Annotated in this window: 24 protein-coding genes and 2 pseudogenes; 23 read left to right on the forward strand and 3 right to left on the reverse strand. The window is 43.2% G+C overall.

The annotated features are described in order from the left end of the window. The first annotated feature begins 96 nt into the window (after positions 1–96). The 17 genes and pseudogenes from PCH02S_RS30780 to PCH02S_RS30850 all read left to right on the forward strand — a co-directional run bounded on the left by PCH02S_RS30780 (position 97) and on the right by PCH02S_RS30850 (position 15,182). A complete protein-coding gene (locus tag PCH02S_RS30780) occupies positions 97–558 on the forward strand; it encodes a MarR family winged helix-turn-helix transcriptional regulator (protein WP_246069324.1) in 462 nt (153 codons plus the stop codon). Positions 559–601: 43 nt separating this feature from the next. Beyond that, positions 602–973 (forward strand): VOC family protein, encoded by a 372-nt coding sequence (locus PCH02S_RS30785; protein ID WP_246069325.1) that lies wholly within the window; start codon positions 602–604, stop codon positions 971–973. A 13-nt stretch (positions 974–986) separates the two neighbouring features. Continuing rightward, entirely contained in the window at positions 987–1,433 is a 447-nt protein-coding gene (locus tag PCH02S_RS30790) for a GyrI-like domain-containing protein (RefSeq protein WP_127457925.1), read from the forward strand. Positions 1,434–1,451: 18 nt separating this feature from the next. Continuing rightward, positions 1,452–2,759 (forward strand): ankyrin repeat domain-containing protein, encoded by a 1,308-nt coding sequence (locus tag PCH02S_RS30795; protein WP_127457926.1) that lies wholly within the window; start codon positions 1,452–1,454, stop codon positions 2,757–2,759. Between the two features lie 133 nt (positions 2,760–2,892). After that, positions 2,893–3,471, forward strand: coding sequence for a TetR/AcrR family transcriptional regulator (locus tag PCH02S_RS30800; protein ID WP_127457927.1), 579 nt, complete (start codon positions 2,893–2,895; stop codon positions 3,469–3,471). A gap of 79 nt (positions 3,472–3,550) precedes the next feature. Then, a complete protein-coding gene (locus PCH02S_RS30805; RefSeq protein ID WP_127457928.1) occupies positions 3,551–4,369 on the forward strand; it encodes an SDR family NAD(P)-dependent oxidoreductase in 819 nt (272 codons plus the stop codon). Between the two features lie 515 nt (positions 4,370–4,884). Beyond that, positions 4,885–5,790, forward strand: coding sequence for a helix-turn-helix transcriptional regulator (locus PCH02S_RS30810; protein ID WP_127457929.1), 906 nt, complete (start codon positions 4,885–4,887; stop codon positions 5,788–5,790). Positions 5,791–5,872: 82 nt separating this feature from the next. Next, entirely contained in the window at positions 5,873–6,046 is a 174-nt protein-coding gene (locus tag PCH02S_RS35955) for a hypothetical protein (RefSeq protein ID WP_164819801.1), read from the forward strand. Between the two features lie 171 nt (positions 6,047–6,217). After that, positions 6,218–7,651: a DHA2 family efflux MFS transporter permease subunit gene (locus tag PCH02S_RS30815; RefSeq protein WP_127457961.1), complete on the forward strand. Its 1,434-nt coding sequence runs from the start codon at positions 6,218–6,220 to the stop codon at positions 7,649–7,651. A gap of 546 nt (positions 7,652–8,197) precedes the next feature. Next, complete coding sequence (locus tag PCH02S_RS30820; protein WP_164819802.1) at positions 8,198–9,556, forward strand: ABC transporter substrate-binding protein; 1,359 nt, start codon at positions 8,198–8,200, stop codon at positions 9,554–9,556. Positions 9,557–9,630: 74 nt separating this feature from the next. Next, positions 9,631–10,521: a carbohydrate ABC transporter permease gene (locus tag PCH02S_RS30825; RefSeq protein WP_127457930.1), complete on the forward strand. Its 891-nt coding sequence runs from the start codon at positions 9,631–9,633 to the stop codon at positions 10,519–10,521. A gap of 14 nt (positions 10,522–10,535) precedes the next feature. Further along, positions 10,536–11,363, forward strand: coding sequence for a carbohydrate ABC transporter permease (locus PCH02S_RS30830; protein ID WP_127457931.1), 828 nt, complete (start codon positions 10,536–10,538; stop codon positions 11,361–11,363). A 585-nt stretch (positions 11,364–11,948) separates the two neighbouring features. After that, the gene (ltrA, locus tag PCH02S_RS30835; protein WP_127457932.1) at positions 11,949–13,241 is read left to right on the forward strand and encodes a group II intron reverse transcriptase/maturase; all 1,293 of its coding nucleotides are present in this window, start codon (positions 11,949–11,951) and stop codon (positions 13,239–13,241) included. 190 nt (positions 13,242–13,431) lie between these two features. Next, positions 13,432–13,755 (forward strand): annotated as a pseudogene (locus tag PCH02S_RS37100) (class I SAM-dependent methyltransferase); the annotation flags it as partial. Between the two features lie 3 nt (positions 13,756–13,758). Next, a complete protein-coding gene (locus PCH02S_RS36555; protein WP_246069326.1) occupies positions 13,759–14,043 on the forward strand; it encodes a hypothetical protein in 285 nt (94 codons plus the stop codon). A 28-nt stretch (positions 14,044–14,071) separates the two neighbouring features. After that, positions 14,072–14,647: a histidine phosphatase family protein gene (locus PCH02S_RS30845; protein WP_127457934.1), complete on the forward strand. Its 576-nt coding sequence runs from the start codon at positions 14,072–14,074 to the stop codon at positions 14,645–14,647. A 4-nt stretch (positions 14,648–14,651) separates the two neighbouring features. Further along, a complete protein-coding gene (locus tag PCH02S_RS30850; RefSeq protein ID WP_127457935.1) occupies positions 14,652–15,182 on the forward strand; it encodes a GNAT family N-acetyltransferase in 531 nt (176 codons plus the stop codon). Positions 15,183–15,226: 44 nt separating this feature from the next. Here PCH02S_RS30850 and PCH02S_RS35960 read toward each other — a convergent pair whose 3' ends face one another. Both PCH02S_RS35960 and PCH02S_RS30855 read right to left on the reverse strand, forming a co-directional pair. Further along, the gene (locus tag PCH02S_RS35960; protein WP_157326216.1) at positions 15,227–15,388 is read right to left on the reverse strand and encodes a hypothetical protein; all 162 of its coding nucleotides are present in this window, start codon (positions 15,386–15,388) and stop codon (positions 15,227–15,229) included. A gap of 147 nt (positions 15,389–15,535) precedes the next feature. Further along, complete coding sequence (locus PCH02S_RS30855) at positions 15,536–15,868, reverse strand: nuclear transport factor 2 family protein (RefSeq protein WP_127457936.1); 333 nt, start codon at positions 15,866–15,868, stop codon at positions 15,536–15,538. 85 nt (positions 15,869–15,953) lie between these two features. On the opposite strand from PCH02S_RS30855, the pseudogene PCH02S_RS30860 reads away from it, so the two are divergent. From PCH02S_RS30860 to PCH02S_RS30870, 3 genes and pseudogenes are all read left to right on the forward strand, one after another. After that, a pseudogene (locus PCH02S_RS30860) lies at positions 15,954–16,070 on the forward strand (SRPBCC domain-containing protein); the annotation flags it as partial. Between the two features lie 112 nt (positions 16,071–16,182). Then, positions 16,183–16,608 carry a MarR family winged helix-turn-helix transcriptional regulator gene (locus PCH02S_RS30865; RefSeq protein ID WP_127457937.1) on the forward strand — a complete coding sequence of 142 codons (426 nt, stop codon included), beginning with the start codon at positions 16,183–16,185 and terminating at the stop codon, positions 16,606–16,608. Positions 16,609–16,679: 71 nt separating this feature from the next. Next, positions 16,680–17,024, forward strand: a complete 345-nt coding sequence (locus tag PCH02S_RS30870; protein ID WP_127457938.1) for a DoxX family protein — start codon at positions 16,680–16,682, stop codon at positions 17,022–17,024. 47 nt (positions 17,025–17,071) lie between these two features. Here PCH02S_RS30870 and PCH02S_RS30875 read toward each other — a convergent pair whose 3' ends face one another. Continuing rightward, positions 17,072–17,983 (reverse strand): haloalkane dehalogenase, encoded by a 912-nt coding sequence (locus PCH02S_RS30875; RefSeq protein WP_127457939.1) that lies wholly within the window; start codon positions 17,981–17,983, stop codon positions 17,072–17,074. A 120-nt stretch (positions 17,984–18,103) separates the two neighbouring features. Between PCH02S_RS30875 and PCH02S_RS30880 the strand changes: the two genes are divergently transcribed. The 3 genes from PCH02S_RS30880 to PCH02S_RS30890 all read left to right on the forward strand — a co-directional run bounded on the left by PCH02S_RS30880 (position 18,104) and on the right by PCH02S_RS30890 (position 22,527). Continuing rightward, positions 18,104–19,069: a right-handed parallel beta-helix repeat-containing protein gene (locus PCH02S_RS30880; protein WP_127457940.1), complete on the forward strand. Its 966-nt coding sequence runs from the start codon at positions 18,104–18,106 to the stop codon at positions 19,067–19,069. Between the two features lie 129 nt (positions 19,070–19,198). Next, positions 19,199–20,797 carry a response regulator gene (locus PCH02S_RS30885; protein WP_164819803.1) on the forward strand — a complete coding sequence of 533 codons (1,599 nt, stop codon included), beginning with the start codon at positions 19,199–19,201 and terminating at the stop codon, positions 20,795–20,797. Next, entirely contained in the window at positions 20,794–22,527 is a 1,734-nt protein-coding gene (locus PCH02S_RS30890) for a sensor histidine kinase (protein WP_127457942.1), read from the forward strand. The genes PCH02S_RS30885 and PCH02S_RS30890 overlap by 4 nt, the downstream gene beginning before the upstream one ends. Positions 22,528–22,579 lie beyond the last annotated feature (52 nt).

The raw sequence follows: 22,579 nt of genomic DNA on the forward strand, positions 1-22,579 counted from the left end.
ATCCTATAAGCCGTATAATGAAATTAGTTGCAATAACATCCTATAAGCCGTATAATGAAATTAGTTGCAATAACACCCTATTTAAGGAGGAGCAAATTGAACGATCATTGGAAGCCTGCTAACAAGGACAGCACGGAATCACATGGGCAATATATCTCAGCCATCTATCGACACATGCAAATCCTGATCTCATCTGAGCTGCAACCTTATCGCATCGGAAGCGGTCAGTATATCTTCTTGATGTCAATAGCTTTTCATCAGCCGATTACACAGAAAGCGTTAAGCGAGAGGCTGCTCATTGACAAGACGACTACGGCAAAAGCGATTGCGAAGCTGGAGGCAGAAGGATATGTTCGGAGGGAAGCCGATCCCGCGGACAATCGCTATCAACTACTCTATTTGACAGAGTCAGGTCGTGAGGTGGTGCCCAAAGTACAAGAAGCATTGAGCCGCGTCAAGAGTAAAACCCGAAAAGGTATTTCGGATGAGGAGTATGACTTGTTGAACGACCTTTTGAAGACGGTCCTTCACAATCTGAGTGAACAAGAAGACGTGTAGAGGCAAGCGCTTAATAGTAAGAACAAATTTAAGGAGGATGTACATGATGATTGCGATCCCTTTTATCGTAGTGGAGAACTGTAAAGACGAAATTAATTACTACCAAAGTATTTTTGGTGGTGAGATTATTATTCTGCGCAAGCAAGGTGAAGTGGTGTTAAACGCGGACCTTCATGTGGGAACGGCAACGCTTAAATTTGCCGATGTTCAAGCGGCGAAACCGGCGTTGAAAGGTGACTATGTAAGAGTTTTCCTGAAAATCGATTCGGAAGAATCGTTCCGGGCGATTTATGGAGCATTGGCAACCGGCGGGACAATTCTTACGGAAATATATGAGGCTCCATTTAACGGTTTGCTGGCGATCGTAACTGACCGGAACGGCGTATGTTGGGTGCTGTCCTTTTATCGAGAGTAGAAGGGAGATCATAATGGAACCAGTCATTTTCAATCAAAGAAAAATGGTTACATTGTTCGGCTTTTCTAAAACGCATGATCAACAAAAAAGGTATAGTGATACGATTTTCGAATTGCTGGATAAAGTTTGGAAGGAAGTACGTGAGAAGGGGCTTTCTCATAAGGGAATGAACCACGTAGTTTATGAAAATGGTCACCATGTATTTGCCGGCATTGAGTTGGTTCTTCCTCCGATTGAAGATTCATTACTGGAGAAGAAGGATGTTATTTTAGAAAAATATGCCTATTGCAAACATATCGGGTCCTATAGCGAGCTAGATAAAACTTATGAAAGCATTCGTGCAAAAGTGAAAGCTTCAGATGAATATCATGAGCTTCCGTTATTGGAAGTGTATGGACATTGGAATGAAGATGAAACCAAATTAGAAACGGAGATTTTCTATAATCTCAAATCATACTAGAAGAGGAAGGATGCTTACGTGACGGAATCGTTTAATGATTCTCTTTCTAAGGATGATCTGGACCCGAAGGTAATTCAACAATTCAAGCAGGCGGTTGATCGCAATGACCCCGAAGCTGTAAGACAAATTTTTCAAACCTATCCATCGCTTGTTTCACGGATAGACGAACCAAGCTTTGCCTTTGATACACCAGCGATTGTGATCGCTTCATACAGAGGTAACCGCCAGATGGTTGATGTGTTGCTGCAATTCGGGGCGGATATCAATGCCAAGAGCAGCTGGTGGGCCGGCGGATTTGGTGTTCTGCATCATGACCATCATAACTTGTCTCGTTACCTGATTGAACGAGGAGCACGTGTAGATCCACACGCTGCTGCAGCATTGGGTATGCTAGACGTCTTGCAAAAGATGGTGGAAGAGGATCCGGAGGTTGTCAATCAGCGTGGTCCAGATGGGCAGGTTCCTCTCCATTATGCCGCCTCATCTGACGTCATCGATTTCCTGCTGGATCACGGGGCTGACATTGATAAGCGGGATATTGACCACAATAGTACGCCTGCTCAATATGCGGTTAATAAACCTGACAAATGCAGACATTTGATTCAACGTGGTGCTCAGACGGATATCTTTATGGCCGTTCAGTTGGGAGACCTTGAACTTGTTCGCAGGATTCTTAACGAGAATCCGAATGCTCTTCAAGCTCAGGTAGGAAAAGGGGAGTTTACCTCCGGTGAATCGAACGGTGGGCATATTTATGAGTACATGATCAGCGCTGGAGCGAGACCATTTTTCCTTGCTGCGCACCTGGGACATGAAGCCATTACGGAGTTGATGCTGCCGTACAGTTCAGTTGAGCAGAAATTGCTGCTCGCTTGTATGCGGGCGGATACCGAGACCGTCTATAACATGTTGAAGGAGCATCGGGGTATTATCCAATCCCTGGATTCGGAATACCAGAGTATGATTGCGAATGCAGCATGGGATCATCGGATAGAAGCTGTGCGACTCATGTTGGATGTTGGTTTTCAACCAGATGCGCGGCGTAATGAGCATTCGATGACGGCCCTTCATCATGCGGCGATCCGGGGGGACAACGAAATTGTCCAAATGCTGCTAGGACGTGGAGCATCCATCGATATTCGTAATGAATATGGGGGGACCCCGCTCAATAGCTGTATGTGGGGTTCAATGCACAATCAGGACCCTCAAGGAGATTATGCCGCTGTAGCCGAGAGCCTTATTGCAGCAGGCGTAAGGCTTCCGGAGAAGGCCTCGGGCAGCGAGCTTGTGAAGGCTGTTCTAATGCGGCACGGAGTACCGGCATAAAATTCTGAGGTTATTCCATTTTGATGGAATAGTCTTTTTTCTATTGCGCAATATGAGAACGTTCGGTAAAAATAATTCTTTACCGAACGTTCTCAATGTGTTATAACTATATTCAGAAGGGAGGTGATGTGAAATGCCTCGAGTCAAGGAATTTGATGTCGATGTAGCGCTGCTGAAAGCTGTGAGGTTATTTTGGAAACAAGGCTATGAGAAAACATCGATTAATGATCTGGTTGATCATTTAGGTATTCATCGCAGAAGCTTGTACGATACATTCGGAGACAAGCATCAACTGTTTCTAAAAGCCATTGAACGTTACAATGAGTACTTGAACGGGCAATTTCAATCAGGCATCACCCGCGCTGACAGTGCTAAGCAAGCTATTCGTTTTTTGTTTGACTTCATGATTGAAGGGACCGACGACAAGCCCCCTGGTTGCCTGCTTGTCAACATGGCTGTAGAGCTTGCTCCATGGGATCCTGAAGTGGATGCCAAGACTGTACAAAGCTTCGATAAAGTGGAGAAGCTACTCGCTGATCTGATTCAGCGTGGACTGGAAAGTGGTGAGTTCACTTCCACTCGTAACGCAAGTGTGCTTGCTGAAGAAATGCATAACACAATGCTAGGTTTGCGTGTACTTGCCAGAACCTCTACCGACAAAGAGAAGCTTCACCGCATAGCTGGTTCCGCTATGTCGATGTTAGATATTTAATTGGAGCCTTATTTTTTTGCAAATACTAGAACGTTCATTCTCGATCACTAAAATCGATAAACAAAAGGAGAAATAAATAATGAGTAAAGTATGGTTTATTACAGGAACTTCGACAGGATTTGGCCGTCATTTTGTGGAGCAGTTGCTTCAAGCTGGAGATCGAGTAGTTGCTACTGCGCGCAAACTTGAAGCTATTCAGGATTTTAAAACAATAGCACCGGATCGTGTTCATCTCGTCGCTCTGGATGTCACCAAACCGGACCAAATTCAAGCTGCTGTTCAAGAAGCTGTTGCAGTATTCGGAAAAATCGATATCGTCGTCAATAATGCGGGATACGGACTGTTCGGGATGCTTGAGGAGTACACGGACGAACAAATTCGCAAACAATTTGATGTTAATGTTTTTGGTGTATTGGACGTCATTCGCGCGACGCTTCCTGTATTCAAACGCCAGGGATCAGGACATTATCTTAATTTCTCGTCTTTCTTCGGAGTTGTTTCCTTCCCGACGTTCAGCCTATATGCTGCCTCGAAGTTTGCAGTAGAAGGTTTCTCTGAAGCATTCGAGAAGGAATTTGCAAGCTTTGGAATCAAGACAACGATTGTCGAGCCGGCTGTTTTTGCAACCGAGTTTCTCGGACATTCCCTGGAGCAGACGGAGAAAAAACCGGAGTACATTCCGTACTACGAAGCGTATGAAAAAAACCTATCAAACATCAAAATTGGCGATCCAGCCAAAGCGGTTCAATATATTATCTCCGTCATCAATGAAGGGAATGCGCCGCTGCGGCTTCCAGTTGGTTCCCAAGCTGCATATTCCATTCGCGATGCTTACAACAAACGGTTGGAAGAACTCAACGCATGGTATGATCGGTCAGCTGAAGCAGATTCGAATTGATTTATATAAAAGAAGGCAGAACGCTGGATATAGCGGACTGCCTTTTTTGCTTTTCATCGTTGACCCTGACACTTAGGGAAGGGGTTAAAATGAGAGTATCAATTCGAAGTCATACGTTGTATTTTATACAACATAGCAGCGAGGTTTGACCGCGAAGGCGTTCTTTCGTTGCACAAAATACAACCATTTGTTGCGAAAAGGCATGATGGAAGCGTTTTAACGCGAGATTCGTTGTAAAAAGTACAATAAAAAGCCGATCTTAAGCCAAATTACAGCTAAATGATTGCACGAAGTACAACGTAGAATACGGTTACAGTCGCAACTTGGTGAGCGTTTAGTGGTAGGTGATGAGATGAGTAATAAATGGATTGAGATGATCAGGTGAAGAAGAAGCTTATAAGTAGTAGAGTCGAGGTCGAAAGCTAATACGCTTTTTCGTTGTTCCCCTTGAACCGATTGGGCAATTATGGTGTAATGGATACAAACATATGTTCCTAAGTTTAAAGGGTGATGAGATGAAGTTAGAACGATTAATTTCGATTACGTATGCGCTTTTGAATAATGAAGTGATTTCCGCTTCAGAGCTTGCGAACAAATATCAGGTCTCTCAACGAACCATCTATCGAGATATAGAGGCTATTTGTGCGGCTGGAATCCCTGTCGTATCTTATCAGGGCGTTAATGGCGGATATGGAATTATTAAAGAGTATAAGATGGAAAAAACTTTATTGCATGACAACGACATTGAGTCATTAATCACGCTACTTCACAGCACGGCAACGGTGTTCAAAGATGAAGGAGCTACGGAGACGATGCATAGGCTCCAAACGATTCAAAAGGATAAAATGCCTAGCTTGACCATGGATTTAGGAAGCTGGCGAGCTAACAATGAAACACTGCATACGCTTCGTGCAGCGATAACAACGCGCCAAGTCATTCGATTTGAATATATGAATTCCAAGAATGAGAGAGTTCGTCGGATCGTTGAGCCAGTTAGCCTGCTTTTTAAATATTATTCTTGGTATTTACATGGGTATTGTAGAGTTCGCAAGGATTATCGCGTATTTAAACTCACAAGAATGATAGATTTGGTTACCTTGCCCGAAATTTATCCTTGTATCCATTCAGCATTTCTACAAGATCTCTCTTTGGATTATCGGAAAGATGAAATCGTAGGAGCTGTTCTTCATTTCTCAGGGAGATCATTGGCACATGCCTTGGATTGTTTTTATGCGGAAGATAAATATTTCAATGAAGATGGCACGCTTACAATTACCATTATCAATCCTTCAGAGGCTGAAAGGTTAGTTGAAATGATATTAAGTTTTGGTGAAGATGTGGAGGTTCTCGAACCTCTGTCGTTAAGGCAAATGCTCAAAGCTAAAATTGAAAAAATGTTAAATCGATACCCACAAGTATGACAGACTGCTGTCATACTTGTTTTCGTATAATGAGCTTAAAGCGAAGGGAAGTCATCCTATCAAGGAAGTGGAGGTGTGCGCCTTGCATCATGATCCTTATTTTTTTGAGGAAACGATGAATGAGCATAAACAGGAGCTTAAAACAATTGAAAACAATGCCTGGAAATGGACGCCGCGAACTAGTGGGAAACAAGTCAAACAATCAAAAAAACTGACCATGTTGTCTGGTCTTCTAACACTAATTGGACTAAAATGATGAACGGCACCTCCCTGTGTCATTTGGAGGTGTTTTCTTTTTTTGGAAAGGAGAATATCATTTAATTTATTTTTGCACTTGTATATTTCCACAGACTGTTGTATTTTTAAGCGGACTATAAAGATAGAGAACTATTTAATTAGTTTTCAGGAGAGGGAAGTGAAGAAACAAATGAAGCAATATAATACTAAGGCTATTATGGCGTCGCTGCTGATCTGCGGTTTCGTAGGCATGTTCAGTGAGACGGCACTTAATATAGCTATTAGTAACTTGATGAATGTGTTCCAGATTTCAGCTGCCACTGCCCAGTGGTTAACAACAGGGTTTTTGCTGACACTCGGAATACTGATGCCGATGACTGGTTTGCTGCTGCAATGGTTTACAACAAGGCAGCTTTTTATTGTGTCACTCTCAAGCTCGATCGTTGGGACATTGATTGCTGCTCTGGCAGTCAATTTTGAAATGTTGATGGTCGCTCGTGTCCTTCAGGCAGCTGGCATGGGGTTATTAATTCCACTCATGTTTAATACAATTTTGGTCGTTTATCCCCCGGAGAAACGCGGCGCAGCAATGGGGTTCGTTGGCTTGGTCATCATGTTCGCACCGGCAACCGGCCCAACTGTGGCGGGACTTTTAATCGAGTATTTAACTTGGCACTACATCTTCTGGTTATCTCTACCTTTTTTAATTATTGGGCTCTTGATTGGTTTGAGAAACCTGGAAAACGTCACCGAGGTCACAAAACCGCGTATCGATCTCATTTCAATTATTTTATCATCTATAGGTTTCGGTGGCGTAGTGTTTGGCTTCAGTAAAGCAGGCGAAGGAGAGGGCGGCTGGACTAGCGCAATCGTATTAATTTCGATCATAATCGGCCTAATCTCTCTTGTGTTGTTTGCGCTTCGCCAGACATCCATGCGTGAGCCGATGATGAACTTGCGCGTTTTCAAATACCCGATGTTTATCATCGGACTGCTTCTTGTGTTGTCCTGTATGATGATTATTTTATCAACGATGATTATTTTGCCGATGTATTTGCAAAATGGGATGAAGTTATCCGCGTTTACGACAGGGCTCATGCTGCTTCCGGGTAGCGCGTTGAATGGTATCTTGTCTCCACGGATGGGGCGCTTATTCGATAAATATGGACCTAAATGGCTTGTAGTCCCTGGCCTAGCCATTGTTGCTGTGATGTTATGGTTTTTCTCCAGTATCACGGTTGCTTCTTCCGTAGCGTTTATCGTCGTCTTGCATATCGGACTTATGGTTGGTATCTCCATGGTATGGATGCCGGCTCAGACGAACGGACTTAACCAACTTCCGCCGGAACTATATCCGCACGGAACAGCGGTTATGAACACGCTGCAACAGGTTGCAGGGGCGATCGGTACAGCAATTGCAATCAGTATCCTGACTAGCGGTATGGAGAAGTATCTAGGCAGCTCTTCCAAGCCAAGTGAACCCCTCGAGGCTGCAAAAGCTATGATGCTTGGTTCCCAGAACGTGTTCATTTTCGCTATGATTGTGACACTTATCGGATTAGCCGTAGCCTTCTTCATCCGCCGTGTCATCGTGAAGCATGCGACGATGAATGCCATGCATTAAAATTAGTAAGAAGCTCGCTCAGGCGGGCTTCTTTTTTTGTTTCACAAATGATCTACCATAGACGTATGTTGAATTAATGGTAGGAAAGGGGAGGAAACGAATGGGGAAAAATACGACGGCAGCAGGTGTTTCTATCATTACGTGTACCAATCGTCCACAATATTTTAATCACATTTTGCACTACGTTTGACGAAATGTGATGTTGTTGGCAAGCACGCTAGCCTGGTTTATCTCGCGGCAGCTCACAAGCTGCTTATTGGATCGCCTCATGAGCGGAACTAAGAAGTTAACTTCGTGCAAGGAGGCACGATTTTGTTTTCTTGGATCGATCATATGTCGTAGGTGTACTGCCTAATTTGGTTCCGACAAACAAAGTAAGTTAAAAAGAAGGAGTAAAGACCGTTCTTCTGAAAATTGTCCGCCAGAAAGCGGGCTTTTTGTACGTTATTAGACGTAATCGTACCTTATGGTGAACTCATTTTCCCCCTACAATCAGTCATGTAAGCGCTACAATTATCTCGAATTTATTACTGGGGGGTATTCTAAATGAGGGACTGGACGAAACTCAGCAGCATCGGACTCGCATCAATCATGGCCGTTTCACTTACAGCGTGTGGAACGGAAACGAAAAGTGACGCAGGCTCAAAAGCAACACCGGCAACATCTACAGCTCCTGCCGCGGCAACTCCAGCTGCGCCTGCTGCCACAACGGCTGCTGCACCAGCCAATGCGCCAGTTAAGCTTAGCATTTATACGAATCATTTTGACGATGACACATCAAAGCCTTATGATTACGCGGTTGCAGAGCTAAAAAAAGAGATGCCAAACATCGAAGTTACGCTAGTCCCTGGTCTGCAAGATAATGGACAGAAAATCAAAACGCAAATGGCAACCGGAGACTTGCCTGATATTATTGACACGAATTGGGATATCATGCAGATCGGCAGCAAGTCAAACAATATTCTGACGTTAGACGATGCTCAGGAAACGTCACAATTCAAGAAAGATTTGAACAAAGGCAACGAGGCGAAACTAATTGCACCAGATGGCCATGTGTATGGCTATCCGTATGCCGGCACTGAATTTATTATTTTGTACTATAATAAAAAACTTTTTGCTGAGGCAGGCATAGAAGCACCGATCAAAACGATTGATCAATTGAAGGATGCCGCTAAAAAATTCAATGCGAAAGGGATTATCCCACTTGCGATCTTTTCCAAAGAGAAATGGATTGGCAACGCATTATTGCAGGGCTTTATGACTCGCGAAGAGTCGAAAGGTTACGGAGCCCTCAACGGCGCGGCGGAAACGCCGGAAGCTCTGAAACTGGCCGCCAAGCAAGTAGAAGAGCTGCAAAAGGCGGGCTTATTTGCTAAAAATGCGACGCAGACGAATTACGATCAAGCTTCTTCGCTCTTTTACCAAGGCAAGGCGGCCATGTTCGTGAATGGTCAATGGGAAATTCCAAGCTCACAAAAAAACCTCGGAGACAATGTAGATTTCATGAACTTCCCAGCGAAAGATGAAGCCACCTACGAAAAGGCCAAGTTTGCCATGAATGGGGCAGGGGGTCCAGGAGGCTTCGCCGTTTCCGCCAAAACAAAAAACAAAGAAGCTGCAATTAAAGTAGCAGCATTCATGGCACGTAAATATGCAGAGTACAAGTATACGCAAGTGGGCACACCGATTGTCTCTATCAAAGTCGATAAGCCTATCACGGCGCAAGTGCCTGCCATGCTGTCTCGTCTTGGTAAAGAAGTGATTCCGAATATTACGAGCTTCGCAACCGTGCAGAATGATACAAATGTGAATCTCAGTATTGACGACAACTCACAGAACTTGATTGTGGCAGGATTTACGGCGGATCAGTTCGTAACGAATCTCAATAAATCGCTGAAGAAATAAATCCTTTCAGCACCTGATGACTCACATCGATCTGTAAGTCGGTGTGAGTTTTTTTCAAGAAATGGAGCATAGAGATGAAACAATACTTAGGAAACAAATGGGCTATTCTCTTTTTTTTAACACCGGCAATTGTGCTCTATAGTGTCATTGTGTTTTATCCCATTCTGCAGACTGTTTATCGCAGTTTTTTTGAATGGGATGGGCTTAGCGATGCGACTTTTATTGGCGTGCGAAATTATATCGACCTTAGCCAAGATTATTTATTGACGACATCGCTGCGAAACGGGTTTTTGTTCGCCCTTGTCCTAGTCATTTTCCAAATCGGTCTAGGTACGTTGTTGGCGCTAATTTGCTCGGATCCTACGGTTAAGGGAAGAAAAATCCTAAAAACCGCCTATTTCATTCCTGTTGTATTGTCGGTCACGGTCGTGTGTCAACTATGGCTTTCCATGTATGACCCGGTTAACGGAATCATCAATAAATTGTTTCAAGCACTTGGGATCGCTTATCAGCAAGACTGGTTGAACTCACCGAGCGTCTCCATAATAGCAATTGCTTTCGTTAATGCTTGGCAGTATATGGGGTTTCAGTTTGCCTTACTTTATGCCGGCGCGAAATCCGTTCCAGAACATTATACAGAGGCTGCTCGAATCGATGGCGCAGGGAAATGGAGGGCGCATTGGCACATCACGCTCCCATTAATGAAGGAGACGTTCAAGTTTTGCTTTATTATTGCGATTACAGCTGGGATAGGTGCTTATGTGCAAATGGCAATTATGACGAATGGCGGTCCAGGAACGACAAACTATACGATTACGTTCATGATCATTCGGAATGCATTCTCGGGTAATCAATATGGGTATGCTTGTGCCATTTCGGTTTTGTTGATTGTGATTAGCCTGATCGCCACCATCATCATCAACAAAGTGTTTGATAGCAGAGAAACCGGATTGGAACAGGGGTAAAGGAGTGTCATGATATGAACAAAATCGTTGGAGTCGTCCTGCAGTCTTTTTTATGGGCTTATTTCGTTATTTCCGTCTATCCGTTAATATGGATGGTTTCCTATTCGTTGAAAAACAATGATGAAATCTTCGTAACCAATCCTTTCGGGCTGCCAACCCACTTTCGATATGAAAATTATGTAAATGCGTGGAATAAATTCAGTGTCCCGACTTATATCACCAACAGTATGATTGTTTCAACGATTACAACGATAGGTGTTGTCTTGTTCGCCGTCATGTTTGCCTACGCGATTGCCAGACTTCGGTGGAAATTTCGAGAAACGGTGCGGATTTACATGATTATCGGGATGTTTATTCCGATTCAAGTCATTATCATTCCCTTGGCGATTATCGTAAAAGATTTCCACTTGACGAATACTTACGGCGCTCTATTGATCCCATACATAGCGTTTGGGCTGCCCTTTGCCTCGATGGTCTTTTATGGATTCCTACGTGGAATCCCGCAAGAGTTGGAAGAATCGGCTTGTATGGATGGCGCTTCGATTTACCTCACTTTCTTTCGTATCATGCTGCCGATTCTCACGCCAGCCGTCGCCACCATCGTTATTCTGCAGTTTATGGGAACGTGGAATGAATTCTTTTTAGCATCAATTTTAATAACAAAAGAGGAATTAATGACTTTGCCGATAGGACTCATCTATTTTCAAGGCCTTCACGCGACCGACTGGGGTGGGATGGGAGCTGTCATGACGATCGCCAGCTTGCCGATGGTCGTGTTATATTTGATTTTCACCGAACAAGTGGAAAGCGCATTGACGGTCAGTTCCGCTGTGAAGGGATGAAAGAACGAAAGATTTAGGCTGCTGAGCGATAGCTTGGCGGCTTTTTATATTAAGCGTGCCCAGAGGCACGCATTATCTAATTGGTGAAAGTCCAACCAAAGGAGGGGCCAAGCCACCTTTGTAGCTAGGATGCTTGCGTACGGCGAAATCTGTGCGTAAAAGCGCATCGACAAAAGTACTTGTCAGAGACAAGGCGAGCAACATACCAGGCCGTAACATCAAGTGAATCCTGCCGCATCGTCAAAAAGGCCTCGCGAGAGGGAAAAGAGGAAGCCGAGTCTCGTTAATATAGACGAAGGCCATGGAAGCTGTGTAGAACTTGGAATCCATAGTGAAGAATCCTCCGGTGTAGAGGGATCGGCATGGTATGAAAGATAATGTAGTGAACTGGGGAGACCCTCCCCTGCACGGATTTTTTTTTTTTTAGAAACCGTAATGAGTCACTCTATAAACCCGAAAAGTGAAGTGAGTTGTCTGCAGGAAGGGAGTCCGAGGGGCTCATAGTACCAAAGAACCGAAGGACAACATAACCTTTGGGAGGGAAGGAGCCCTGCTTTGTTTATGCTTTTAAGGAGGTACGAGTGAGTGAATGCCAAACGGCTAACAACACCAAAGGAAAAAGTTCAACAACTCCAAGAAAAGCTAGGTCATGCAGCCAAGGAAAACAAGAAACGTAAGTTCCACGCTTTGTACGACAAGGTTCACCGATGGGATGTTCTATGCGAAGCATGGAACAGAGTGCGTGCCAACAAAGGCGCGGCTGGTATTAATGCCATTGCGCTTGCAGACATCGAGAGAGAAGGAGAAGTCTCGTTCCTTAGAGACTTGCAGCGAAATTTGCAAGAAGGTACATACCGTCCCGATCCAGTGAGACGACATTACATTCCTAAAAAGGATGGTAAACAAAGACCACTCGGAATTCCGACGGTTCGAGATCGAGTCGTACAAATGGCAACAAAACTAATGATGGAACCCATCTTTGAAGCAGACTTTCAAGAAACGTCCTTCGGATTTCGCCCGGAACGGGGTGCTAAAGGAGCGTTAGAGCGTATCCGTAAAGCCTGCAATCGCAAAGGAAATTGGGTAGTCGACGTCGATATCCAAGGTTACTTCGACAACATTAACCAAGGGAAGCTAATGAAATTGGTGCAAATGCGCATCAATGATAGGCGGATATTGAAGTTAATTAGGAAGTGGTTACAAGCGGGAGTGATGGAAGAAGGAACACTAAGACGCTCGGACTTAGGCACACCTCAAGGAGGCGTTATCTCGCCGTTACTGGCGAATATCTATTTAAACTACTTTGACCAGATGTGGGAGAAACATGGGAAGGGTGTAGGTGAGTTAACACGTTATGCGGACGATATGGTTGTCGTCTGTAAAACAAAGAAAGAAGCAGATCATGCATACAAGCTCATTTGTACGATTATGGAGCGACTAGAACTTACCCTACATCCAACCAAAACCCGCATTGTGGGTTTGTGGACAGGAGAAGAAGGATTCGATTTTCTAGGCATGCACCATCGGAAAACAAAAGCAGAAACTTCGCAAGGAGTAGTTTACTACACGACCCAACAATGGCTAACGACAAAGGCAGAAGAACGCATTAGGGAAGTGGTGAAGGGAAGATTGTCACCACCGAGCATGCGCTCACGTACCTTTGAAGAACATGTAGAATGGCTCAATCCCAAAATTCAAGGATGGAAAAATTACTACTACACGAACTACAGCCAGAGGAAATTAGCGAAGTTGAACTGGTATATTCTACAGAGGTTGACTCGATGGTACGCAAAGAAAAGACAACGAAGAAGATGGATGGGGTCATTTCAAGAAGTTAAGTATATGGCCAAACAAATTGGACTAAAAACGTTACTGTAATTCCGCATGCTCATGAATGACGAACATCGGAAAGCCGTATGAGGGAAAACCTCACGTACGGTTTGATGAGGAGGGGCTGAAAATCTCAGCCCTTTACTCTAGCTGGTAAAAATTAGGGAGGAATATTGAAACTTTATTTGATTTAAAGTGTCTAAACAGAGAGACTTGAGGAAGGGAGCGAAAGAAGAGAATGGATACGTATTGGAATCACAATACAGCATTTCACGAAGAGTTGGTGGACAACGCTAAAATTCATGGCGGTCGAGTACTCGACATCGGATGTGGGGACGGGTTATTACTTCAACGCCTCGCGCCCTTCGCTCAGCAGGTTGTCGGCATAGACCCCGATTCGAAATCATTCGAACGCGCACGGATGCGGCTTGCTGCAGTATCAAATGTAACACTCATAAACGGTGACTTCCTTACCATGCCAATCCCTCCTCATGAGGAACGCTTTTCTACTGTCACTTGTGTAGCAACTTTGCACCATATGGACTTAAGAAGCGCACTGGTAAAAATGAAACAAGTACTCGCACCTGGCGGCCGGCTCCTCATCATTGGGTTAGCAGCGGATAAGTCGATGATCGACTTTATCATCGCAGGGCTGATGCTTCTCCCAATCCGAATTATGGACCGAGTCCATGGCGGAATGAAGGGTCCAAATGTGCGAATTGCAGAACCCAAAGAATCAATTATGGAAATTCGTCAAGCTGTAAACGAGATCCTTCCAGGGGCAATAGTCCGGCGACGGTTCTATTACCGTTATCTGCTTTCTTGGGTAAAACCAACGGACACCCATTAAGAATATTGTTAGGAGGTTATGGTTAGTTATGACTACATACATTTATTTTGTACGACATGGTATCGCACCATTTTCACATGAACTGGAACGGGCAGGAGGAGCAAGCCTTTCAGAACAGGGAAAAGCAGATGCCATAAGAGTGGCAGAATTGTTAGGCAACGAAAATATAGATGTTTTAGTTTCGAGCTCCTATCATCGAGCAAAAGAGACGATTACTCCATTGGCAGAGCTGCTAAAACAAGAAATTATCCAATATGATGAACTCATTGAAAGACCCATTGCGAGCTTAAATTATCCAATACCCGAGGAGCAATTTCTACTTGGGATTGAAAAATCATTCACAGATCTTGATTTTTGCATGCCTGAGGGGGAAACAACAAGGCAAGCTCAAGAGCGAGCGATACCCGTCATATTGAAATTGCTATCTGACTATGCAGGTAAGAAAATTGTAATTGGGACACATGGGAATATTATGACCATCATATTGAAGTATTTTGATTCAAGTTATGGATTTGAATTTTGGAAGCAAACAAGTAAACCTGATATCTACAAACTTGAATTCAAAGACAAGGAATTAGGAAGTGTTGAGAGGTTATGGAGGTGAAGAGATGCGAAATTCAATTAGGCTGGTACAACCTTCGGCTGAGTATAAGGATGAGTATATTTCGTTTTATGAGGATTGGATAGCGAGTGGTGAAGATATTGTTCCATGGACTGTTGAGAAGGAGCCTTATGATTTCACCGCCATGCTGAATTTCTTATACTCACAAGATTCCGAAGAGAAGATAACGGACGGAAGTTTTGTGCCGCACTCTACCTATTGGCTACTAGATGATGATTCGGGAATGATTATTGGCGCTGCAAATCTGAGGCATAGACTGAATGAAAGACTTCTCAATAGCGGTGGACATATTGGATATGGCATACGGCCGTCAGCAAGAAGAAAAGGATATGCCACACAGCTTTTGGATTTAACGTTAAAACGGATGAAAGTGATGGGCCTGAACAATGTACTTCTTGTTTGTGATAAGGGAAACGTGGCCTCTGAAAGAACCATCCTAAAAAACGGTGGCAAGTTTGAATCGGAATATGTAGAGGATCATGGAAATGTGGTTAGACGTTTCTGGATCCAGGTATGAAAAAGAGGCTGCCGGAATCAACGGCAGCCTCTTTTGCTAACTAGTTAAGCTTTCTTTATCGTATAAAATCCATACTGTTCGATTTCGTCTAAAGCTTTACGTCCAAAAGACTCAATGAGTTCATCAGCTCGGATTTTCGTTCCACCAAGTGTAAGCCCGTCCCAACGTACAACTCTACCGTCTTTAACCAAGAAATAATCATCCATATTGTTGCCTCCCAAATGACATTTTGGAAATCTGTGTGTTAGCATGTGCAGAGTTCATCTGCCTATACGTATTTTACCATTATTTTGATTTCCACGCATCTTGAAAAGCGGGTCCTGCAGGCCCTGTGAAGATATCCGAAAAGCAGCTTAATTCCGAAGAAACCAAACCTTAATAATCATATCATCCTCTATTTCATACATAGCCACAGCTTCCAAAATAGCGCCTTCTAATCTGCCGGTTATTTGCTCATGGTCGATGATATATTTGCCATGAATGATTCTTTTATCCACCGTTGCAAACATGTTCGGGAAGGTTTCAAACAATTTTTGATAACGTGCTCTCATAGCAGCCTGGCCTTCCATAGTAAGGGTGTCAGGAAAATCATAGATTTTCACATCTTCACTATAACAGCTCATAAATAAATCAATATTTTTATCGTTGTATGCCTGTAATTGTCTTTCCACAACCGAGTTTTCCATGTGTCTTTCCTCCAAAAAAATAATGTTGATACAGAAGTATAGTATAAACAAATTAGCCGCATTGTAGAAGAGTAACAAGATACATATGCAATGGATGTCTTTACTCGTATTTGTGATCACCCGAGTATTCGATGCTCCACGCGAACTGGTGTTTGATGCTTGGACGAACGAAGAGCAGCTGTCGAAATGGTGGGGGCCGAGAGCGGCAGTAGGGTAAAGTTTTAAATATGCCGCTGGATTTGACAAACAAACGGTTTTACGTTATTTTATATGCTATAGCATATATTAATTTGAGACAGAAGGGAGCGCATAGGATGGAGCTGAATCATCTCACTGGATTTCTCGTACATCGAACCGACCTAAAAATGACTAATTTTTTCACAAAAATACTGAAACAACACGAAGTAACACCGGAACAATGGGGAATACTTCTTGTACTCGATACGGAAAGGGCAACGAGCCAAAAAGAGCTTGCTGAAGCCATCGATCGAGATCAAACCACTGTTGTGAGGATGATATATTCACTGGAAAAGAAGGAAATCGTAAGAAGAATACAGAGTGATGTGGATAAACGATCTCACAACCTGTTCCTAAGTGAGAAAGGAATGAGTCTCAAAACCAAACTGATGCCGATTGTAAAGGCAGCTCACGATCATGTAACCAAATATCTGAGTAACGATGAGATTCAACAGCTGCATGAAATTCTTAGCAAGCTATATTCAACTGTAAAAGACGAATGAGTGCTACTACCTCAAATATATGCTATAGCATATAAATTCAATGATTTATAAACCGAAAGAGAGTGAAAACAATGATAATAGCTATTATTTTACAAGTTATTTTGGGTATTTTCTTCATGATAACAGGAATGAGAATTATCTCAGGTAAAATGGCTAAGGAATTTAGCCGGATTGGCCTTCCGTCCTTTTTTAATTTCGTAACAGGTTTTTTTGAAATCATAGGCTCAGTTGGCATGATCGTGGGGATATGGTATCCCATCATAGCCCTGTTATCCGGTTTACTTCTAGGAGCGACAATGCTGGCCGCAGCCTTTTCTCTACTTGTGATGGCTCGTGATCCATTTACCAAGGCAATTCCAGCCATCATACTCTGTCTGCTGTCATTTGGAATTGCTTTATATCATTTCAACCTCTGATTATGAAAATAAGAAAGAGGCTGCCATTAGCAACGGCAGCCTTTTTTTCACGATTTGGAGGAAACCTCACCATACCATCGCTGTAGTTCTTGGCCGATAGCATGAGGGTTCTCCTCCACTAAATGATGATATCCCTTGCCAATATCGAAGGTTGTGAAGTTTTGCAGATTTGCTTGGCACCAGCTAATTTGCGGTTCGCGTATGGTGCATCCTGGTGTGGCGTAAAACAGGATTTTCGGCATAGAGGCCTCAGTAAACCATTTGTTACGCAAAAGCACAGCTTGTACGACTTCATTAGGGCTGCCATCGATAGGTATTTGGTTCGGAAACATCCACATTGGTTTTCTGTTATCCTGATCCTTGAAGGGTTCGCGATACTGTTCATGCTCCTCCGGGGTCAAAGTCCGGTTGATGATGATCGTAGGCATACCTTCAACAAACACGCTCTTATCCCGCATCAGCGGCCATCCGAGCTCTGGATCGCGCAGTGTCTGGAAAAGCTCTTTCGCTTCAGCAGGCGTAAATACGGACCAATCCGGGCATGGATACAAGGCTTGCGGTTCAATCATCGCAACTGCCTTCACATTGCCCGAGTGATTCATAGCATACTGCAAGCCTATCGCCATTCCCCAATCGTGCCCGACGATTGTGAGATCAGAAAGACCTAGTTTATCAATAAACTGGCTAATGTAGTCGACATGCTCCAAGAAGGTATACCCGACATCTGATTTGTCGGACCTGCCCATCCCGATGAGATCGACCGCGATGCAGCGAGCGGAATTCGTTAGGTAGGGGATGATATTTCTCCACATGTAAGACCAAGTCGGGTTGCCATGCAAGAATAGGATAGGATTCCCCGATCCTTGATCGATATAATGCAAATGCTGACCATTTATCTCAAGAAAACGGGATTTAAAGGGATATTCTTTTCCAATTGGTGCAGTCTCATGATTAGACATACGATTACAACTCCCTTAATATTTATTGTTGAAATACTGGTCAAATGTTCCTTTCTAAGCAGCATCGTTTTGAATTTACTATAGAACAGATAGTTAATTCTTATCGATTGAGGTGATAGAATGGCGATCATTGAGGTATTTCCCAACAGTCAGACGGCCATTCAAGATGCGGTAACGATGGCGAATGAAGGCGACGTCATATTGGTACATAGAGGCGTGTACCATGAAAGTGTACAGGTATCCGGTATTAAAAACAACATTCGCATCATTTCCAAGCATAAACATGCTGCGATTTTAGATGGAAGGTGTATGCTGCTTGAAGCATTTGAGTTAAATGGTGTCGCTGGTGTCGAAATTTACGGTTTTAAAATGATAAACTATCTTTCGAGCGGTATTCAGCTTCTTAACGCAAAATCAAATCATATCTTTAGCAACAAAATCAGCGATATAGATGGTGGCGTTAATTCGGTTGGTATCTTTATAAATAATTCAATAGGTAATTTAGTCATGAAGAATGTAGTTGAGAGAATTGGAAGCGCAGGATCAGGATCGGGAATTCATCTTCAATCGGTCACAGGCAACTGGGTGATTAAGAATAAGCTGAAGCACAATTCAGCCCAAGGTATAGAGGTCATAGATGGCAGCCATAATGCGATTGTCGGTAATCAGATCTCCCATAATAAAGGTGACGGAATTCTGGTGAGTCGGGTAGACAATAATCTCATATATGATAATAAGATAACTAACAATGGAAATAACGGAGTAAATGCACAGAGTACAAATACAATTGTATTGGATAGCAAAATAAAAGGGAACCGCGAAAATGGCCTATTCATCGGATTTAATTATAACTTTGCCGGTTTCAATGAAATCAAAGAAAATAAGCAAAGTGGAATTCAAGTTATCTCTGACTTTAACGATATTCAGAATAATAAGATTGAAAAAAATGAGGATAACGGCGTTTTAATCCATCAACCACATACTGCAAATTTAGTGTTCGAAAATCAATTTAAGCGCAATAGCCCAAATAACATAAAAGATGAAGGAGAAAACAATCATATAATCCAGAATACGATTAAGGAATAATTAGCATCATGGAGCTTGGAGCAAAACAGGTTGGCGCAGTGCTACGCGCGGCAGCCTGTTTCGTATGCAACAAATCATAAAAAAACACAGACGCATAAAAGTTATCACATGGCATGTAGGTTGCAATCCATGTATCATCTAAGTAACCGTTCATGGGTAAATCTGGATGCGGAGGGTGGTTGGGTGTACAAAGCATTGGTTGTTGACGACGAAAGAATTGAACGTGAAGGCATTAAATTTTTAATAGAAACGCTGGGGCTGTCTTTACTAACTGCCGAAGCGGAAAACGGTGTCAAAGCATGGGAGTACTTGCAAGCCCACGAAGTGGACATCCTGTTCACGGATATCCGCATGCCTTTTATGGATGGCCTGGCGCTTGCAGCAAAGGCCAAGAAGCTTCATCCCAAGCTTAAAGTTATAATTGTAAGCGCATTCGGCGATTTCGAATATGCCAAACAAGCTATTCAAATTCATGTTGTTCACTATTTGCTCAAGCCCGTTGAGGTAGCTGAGTTTCTGGAGGTTGTGACCCAGGTTGTCCGATTATGTGATGAAGATCGGGAGCAGAGGGAAAGAACACTTAAGCTTCAACAGGTGTACGAGATAGGAAACCGTTACGTACAGGAACAAACGCTGCTTAACTTATTGCAAGGTACCGCGTCTACGCGCAATGCCTTAGCGGGTGAGACGTTATTCGAATGGCTAGATGAACATGCAAGATATCGAGTGGTTCTAATGGATATGCGGAGAAAGTTTTTTGATTCTGTTGATCATGGATTCGAAGCCGAATTGAAATCAATGCTTCCCTGGGATTGTTTGTATGTAAACTTGAATGAATATCAAAGTGTGCTGTTCTTACATATTGAAAAAAGTTGGGATGATATCACGAGCTTAGAGTCGTATGGGTTACTGCTGCAAGAGTACCTGCTTGTAAAGTATCATGCTAATCATGTGCTTGTTTTCAGCAAATTACTTAACGGCTTTCAGATGCTTCCAACTGAATTTCAGGAGATGGAAAAAGCATTGGAACACAAATTTTTCCTGCCTGCAACAGCCATGATGTTTACCGAACAAGGCTGCACTCCACGGAAGGAAGAACCTGTGTATATTGAGCGTTTACTCGAGGAGATCTCAACTTACATGACCTATGGCGAAACTCTTTTGATTCGGAATGGAATAGAACAAATGTTCGATGTGCTTCAAAACAGCAATAGCCTTTCCAACATTTATGTAAAATACATATGCTCGGAAATTGCAAAGAAATATATCCAGACGTATAAACGTGAATCCCATGCTTGCTTTCATAGGTTTGTCGAGCAAATCTATACGACACAAAACCTGGTTCAGCTGAAAGAATTGATGAACGACCTGATCGTTGAGCGGGAGAAGCCTGCTACAGAGTCCACCAGAAAGGTGATCGGTGAGGTTCTTAAGTTGATCCACCGCAATTATGGACAGGATATCGGCTTGGATTCTTTGGCGGAGAAGGCTTATTTGTCTCCAAGTTATTTGAGCCACCTGTTCAAGAAAGAGACCGGAGCAAGCCTTGTGAAATATATAACCTGCTACAGGTTGGAAAAGGCGGGTGAACTACTTCGGAGTACGACAAAGAAAATTTCAGATATTTCGCAAGAGGTGGGCTATACCAACTTCGCTTATTTCTGTTCCATATTCAAAAATTATTACGGGAAAACTCCCGCCAAGTATCGGGAAGGGGACACCGCATGAGTCGCTGGCTGGACGTGCTTAAGAATATGCGCTTCAAGCAAAAGCTGATTCTGTCGTACCTGGTTGTTAGCTTAATTCCACTGGCATTGCTAGGCGCTTATTCGTACAATCAATCCAAGCTTCTTCTCCAAAAACAAGCGATCCAAGGCTTGCAGAATACGGTTGGCACGTTAGCAAGAGGGATGAACGATAAGACGGAACAGGTTGAGCGGACCGTGGATTCCGTCGTTATGAATACAGGTTTGCAGCGTATTTTTGCTACGAATTATGCAAGCCTTACGACTCTTTCCGAGGATCTGAGAAACTATGTGAGTCCCTATTTTAGCATGATCAAAAATTTGAATACGGACATTCTGCAGCTCACCGTCTATACATCTGGCAAAATGCCCGAGTATGGTGAGTTTATTCTCTCGTTGGACCGGATTAAGGAAGGGAGTCCGTGGTATAAGGACATAGCCGAACAAAAGAAAACAGGTTGGTATCTTGAAAGCTCTGAGTTGGTCGTTTTCAGACCGTTTCCAACGATTCTGTACAATCAGATGTCTGGTATCCTGTACTTGAAGCTGAACAAGGATCGCTTTTTTGATTCGCTAACTACGACTACGATGACTACGGCACAGTCCGCACACGATGGACTATTTATCTCCGACCCAAATAATCATATTGTTTACTCCAACAACATTGAAGCTGCGGAAATTCAACGACAAATGCTGCAGGCTCCGTTAAAGAACAAGGATATGGTCGAAATCGATGGCCTTCGTTATATCCTGATACAGGAGCCACTTCGCCAAGCCAATTGGACGCTTCATTATTATATACCGGAACAGGACATATCCATGGATGCGACGAGTATTGTCAAAGCGACGATTGCACTCATTCTTACGTGTATGGTCATATTGGTTGCCCTTATCTCAGTATTTTCGCATACCATGATCAAGCGTATTTATCACCTGAATAAATGGATGAAGCAAGTGCAGTTCGGAAATTTGCAGATGGATATTCGAAGCGATAGCAGGGATGAAATAGGGGAATTAACAAATCGTTTCGGTATCATGCTACGCCGGATCAATGAGCTGGTGACAGAAGTATACCAGAACAAACTTATTCAGAAAGAAGCGGAGTTTAAAGCACTCCAGGCTCAAATTAATCCACATTTTTTATATAACACGTTGTCCGTCATTAACTGGAAATCATTGAAGATCGGGGCTACGGATATAAGCCATGTGGTCACGATGTTATCCCGCTTCTATCGGACTGCTTTAAACCGTGGTGAGAGTATGACTTCTCTGAAGGATGAACTGCAGAACACTCAGTCGTTTGTGGAAATTCAGCTGGTCATGCACGATTACAGCTTCAACGTCAGTTACCAAATAGATGATGATGTCTATCAGTACGATACGGTGAATCTATCCATTCAGCCGCTTGTCGAGAATGCAATCGTACATGGAATCGACCAAAAGGAAGAAGGCGGAGGCAAGCTGACGATTAAAGCTATTGCTAACCAGGATACGATTGACATTCATGTAACGGACAACGGGCCTGGTATCGATAAGCAACGACTAGGTGAGATTTTGATTAAACAATCCAAGGGATACGGATTAAAAAATGTGAATGAGCGCATTAAACTCGTGTTCGGGAAAGAGTATGGCATTGAAGTGATCAGTGAAATTGGGCAAGGAACGACGATGATCATGACGATTCCGAAATATAGAAACACAAAATCGCAATAAATCAATAATTTTCAAAAAAATGAGATAAATCAATGAAATAAACCCTGTGCTA

The sequence above is a fragment of the Paenibacillus chondroitinus NBRC 15376 genome, from assembly GCF_004000765.1.
Classification (GTDB): Bacteria; Bacillota; Bacilli; order Paenibacillales; family NBRC-103111; genus Paenibacillus_E; species Paenibacillus_E chondroitinus.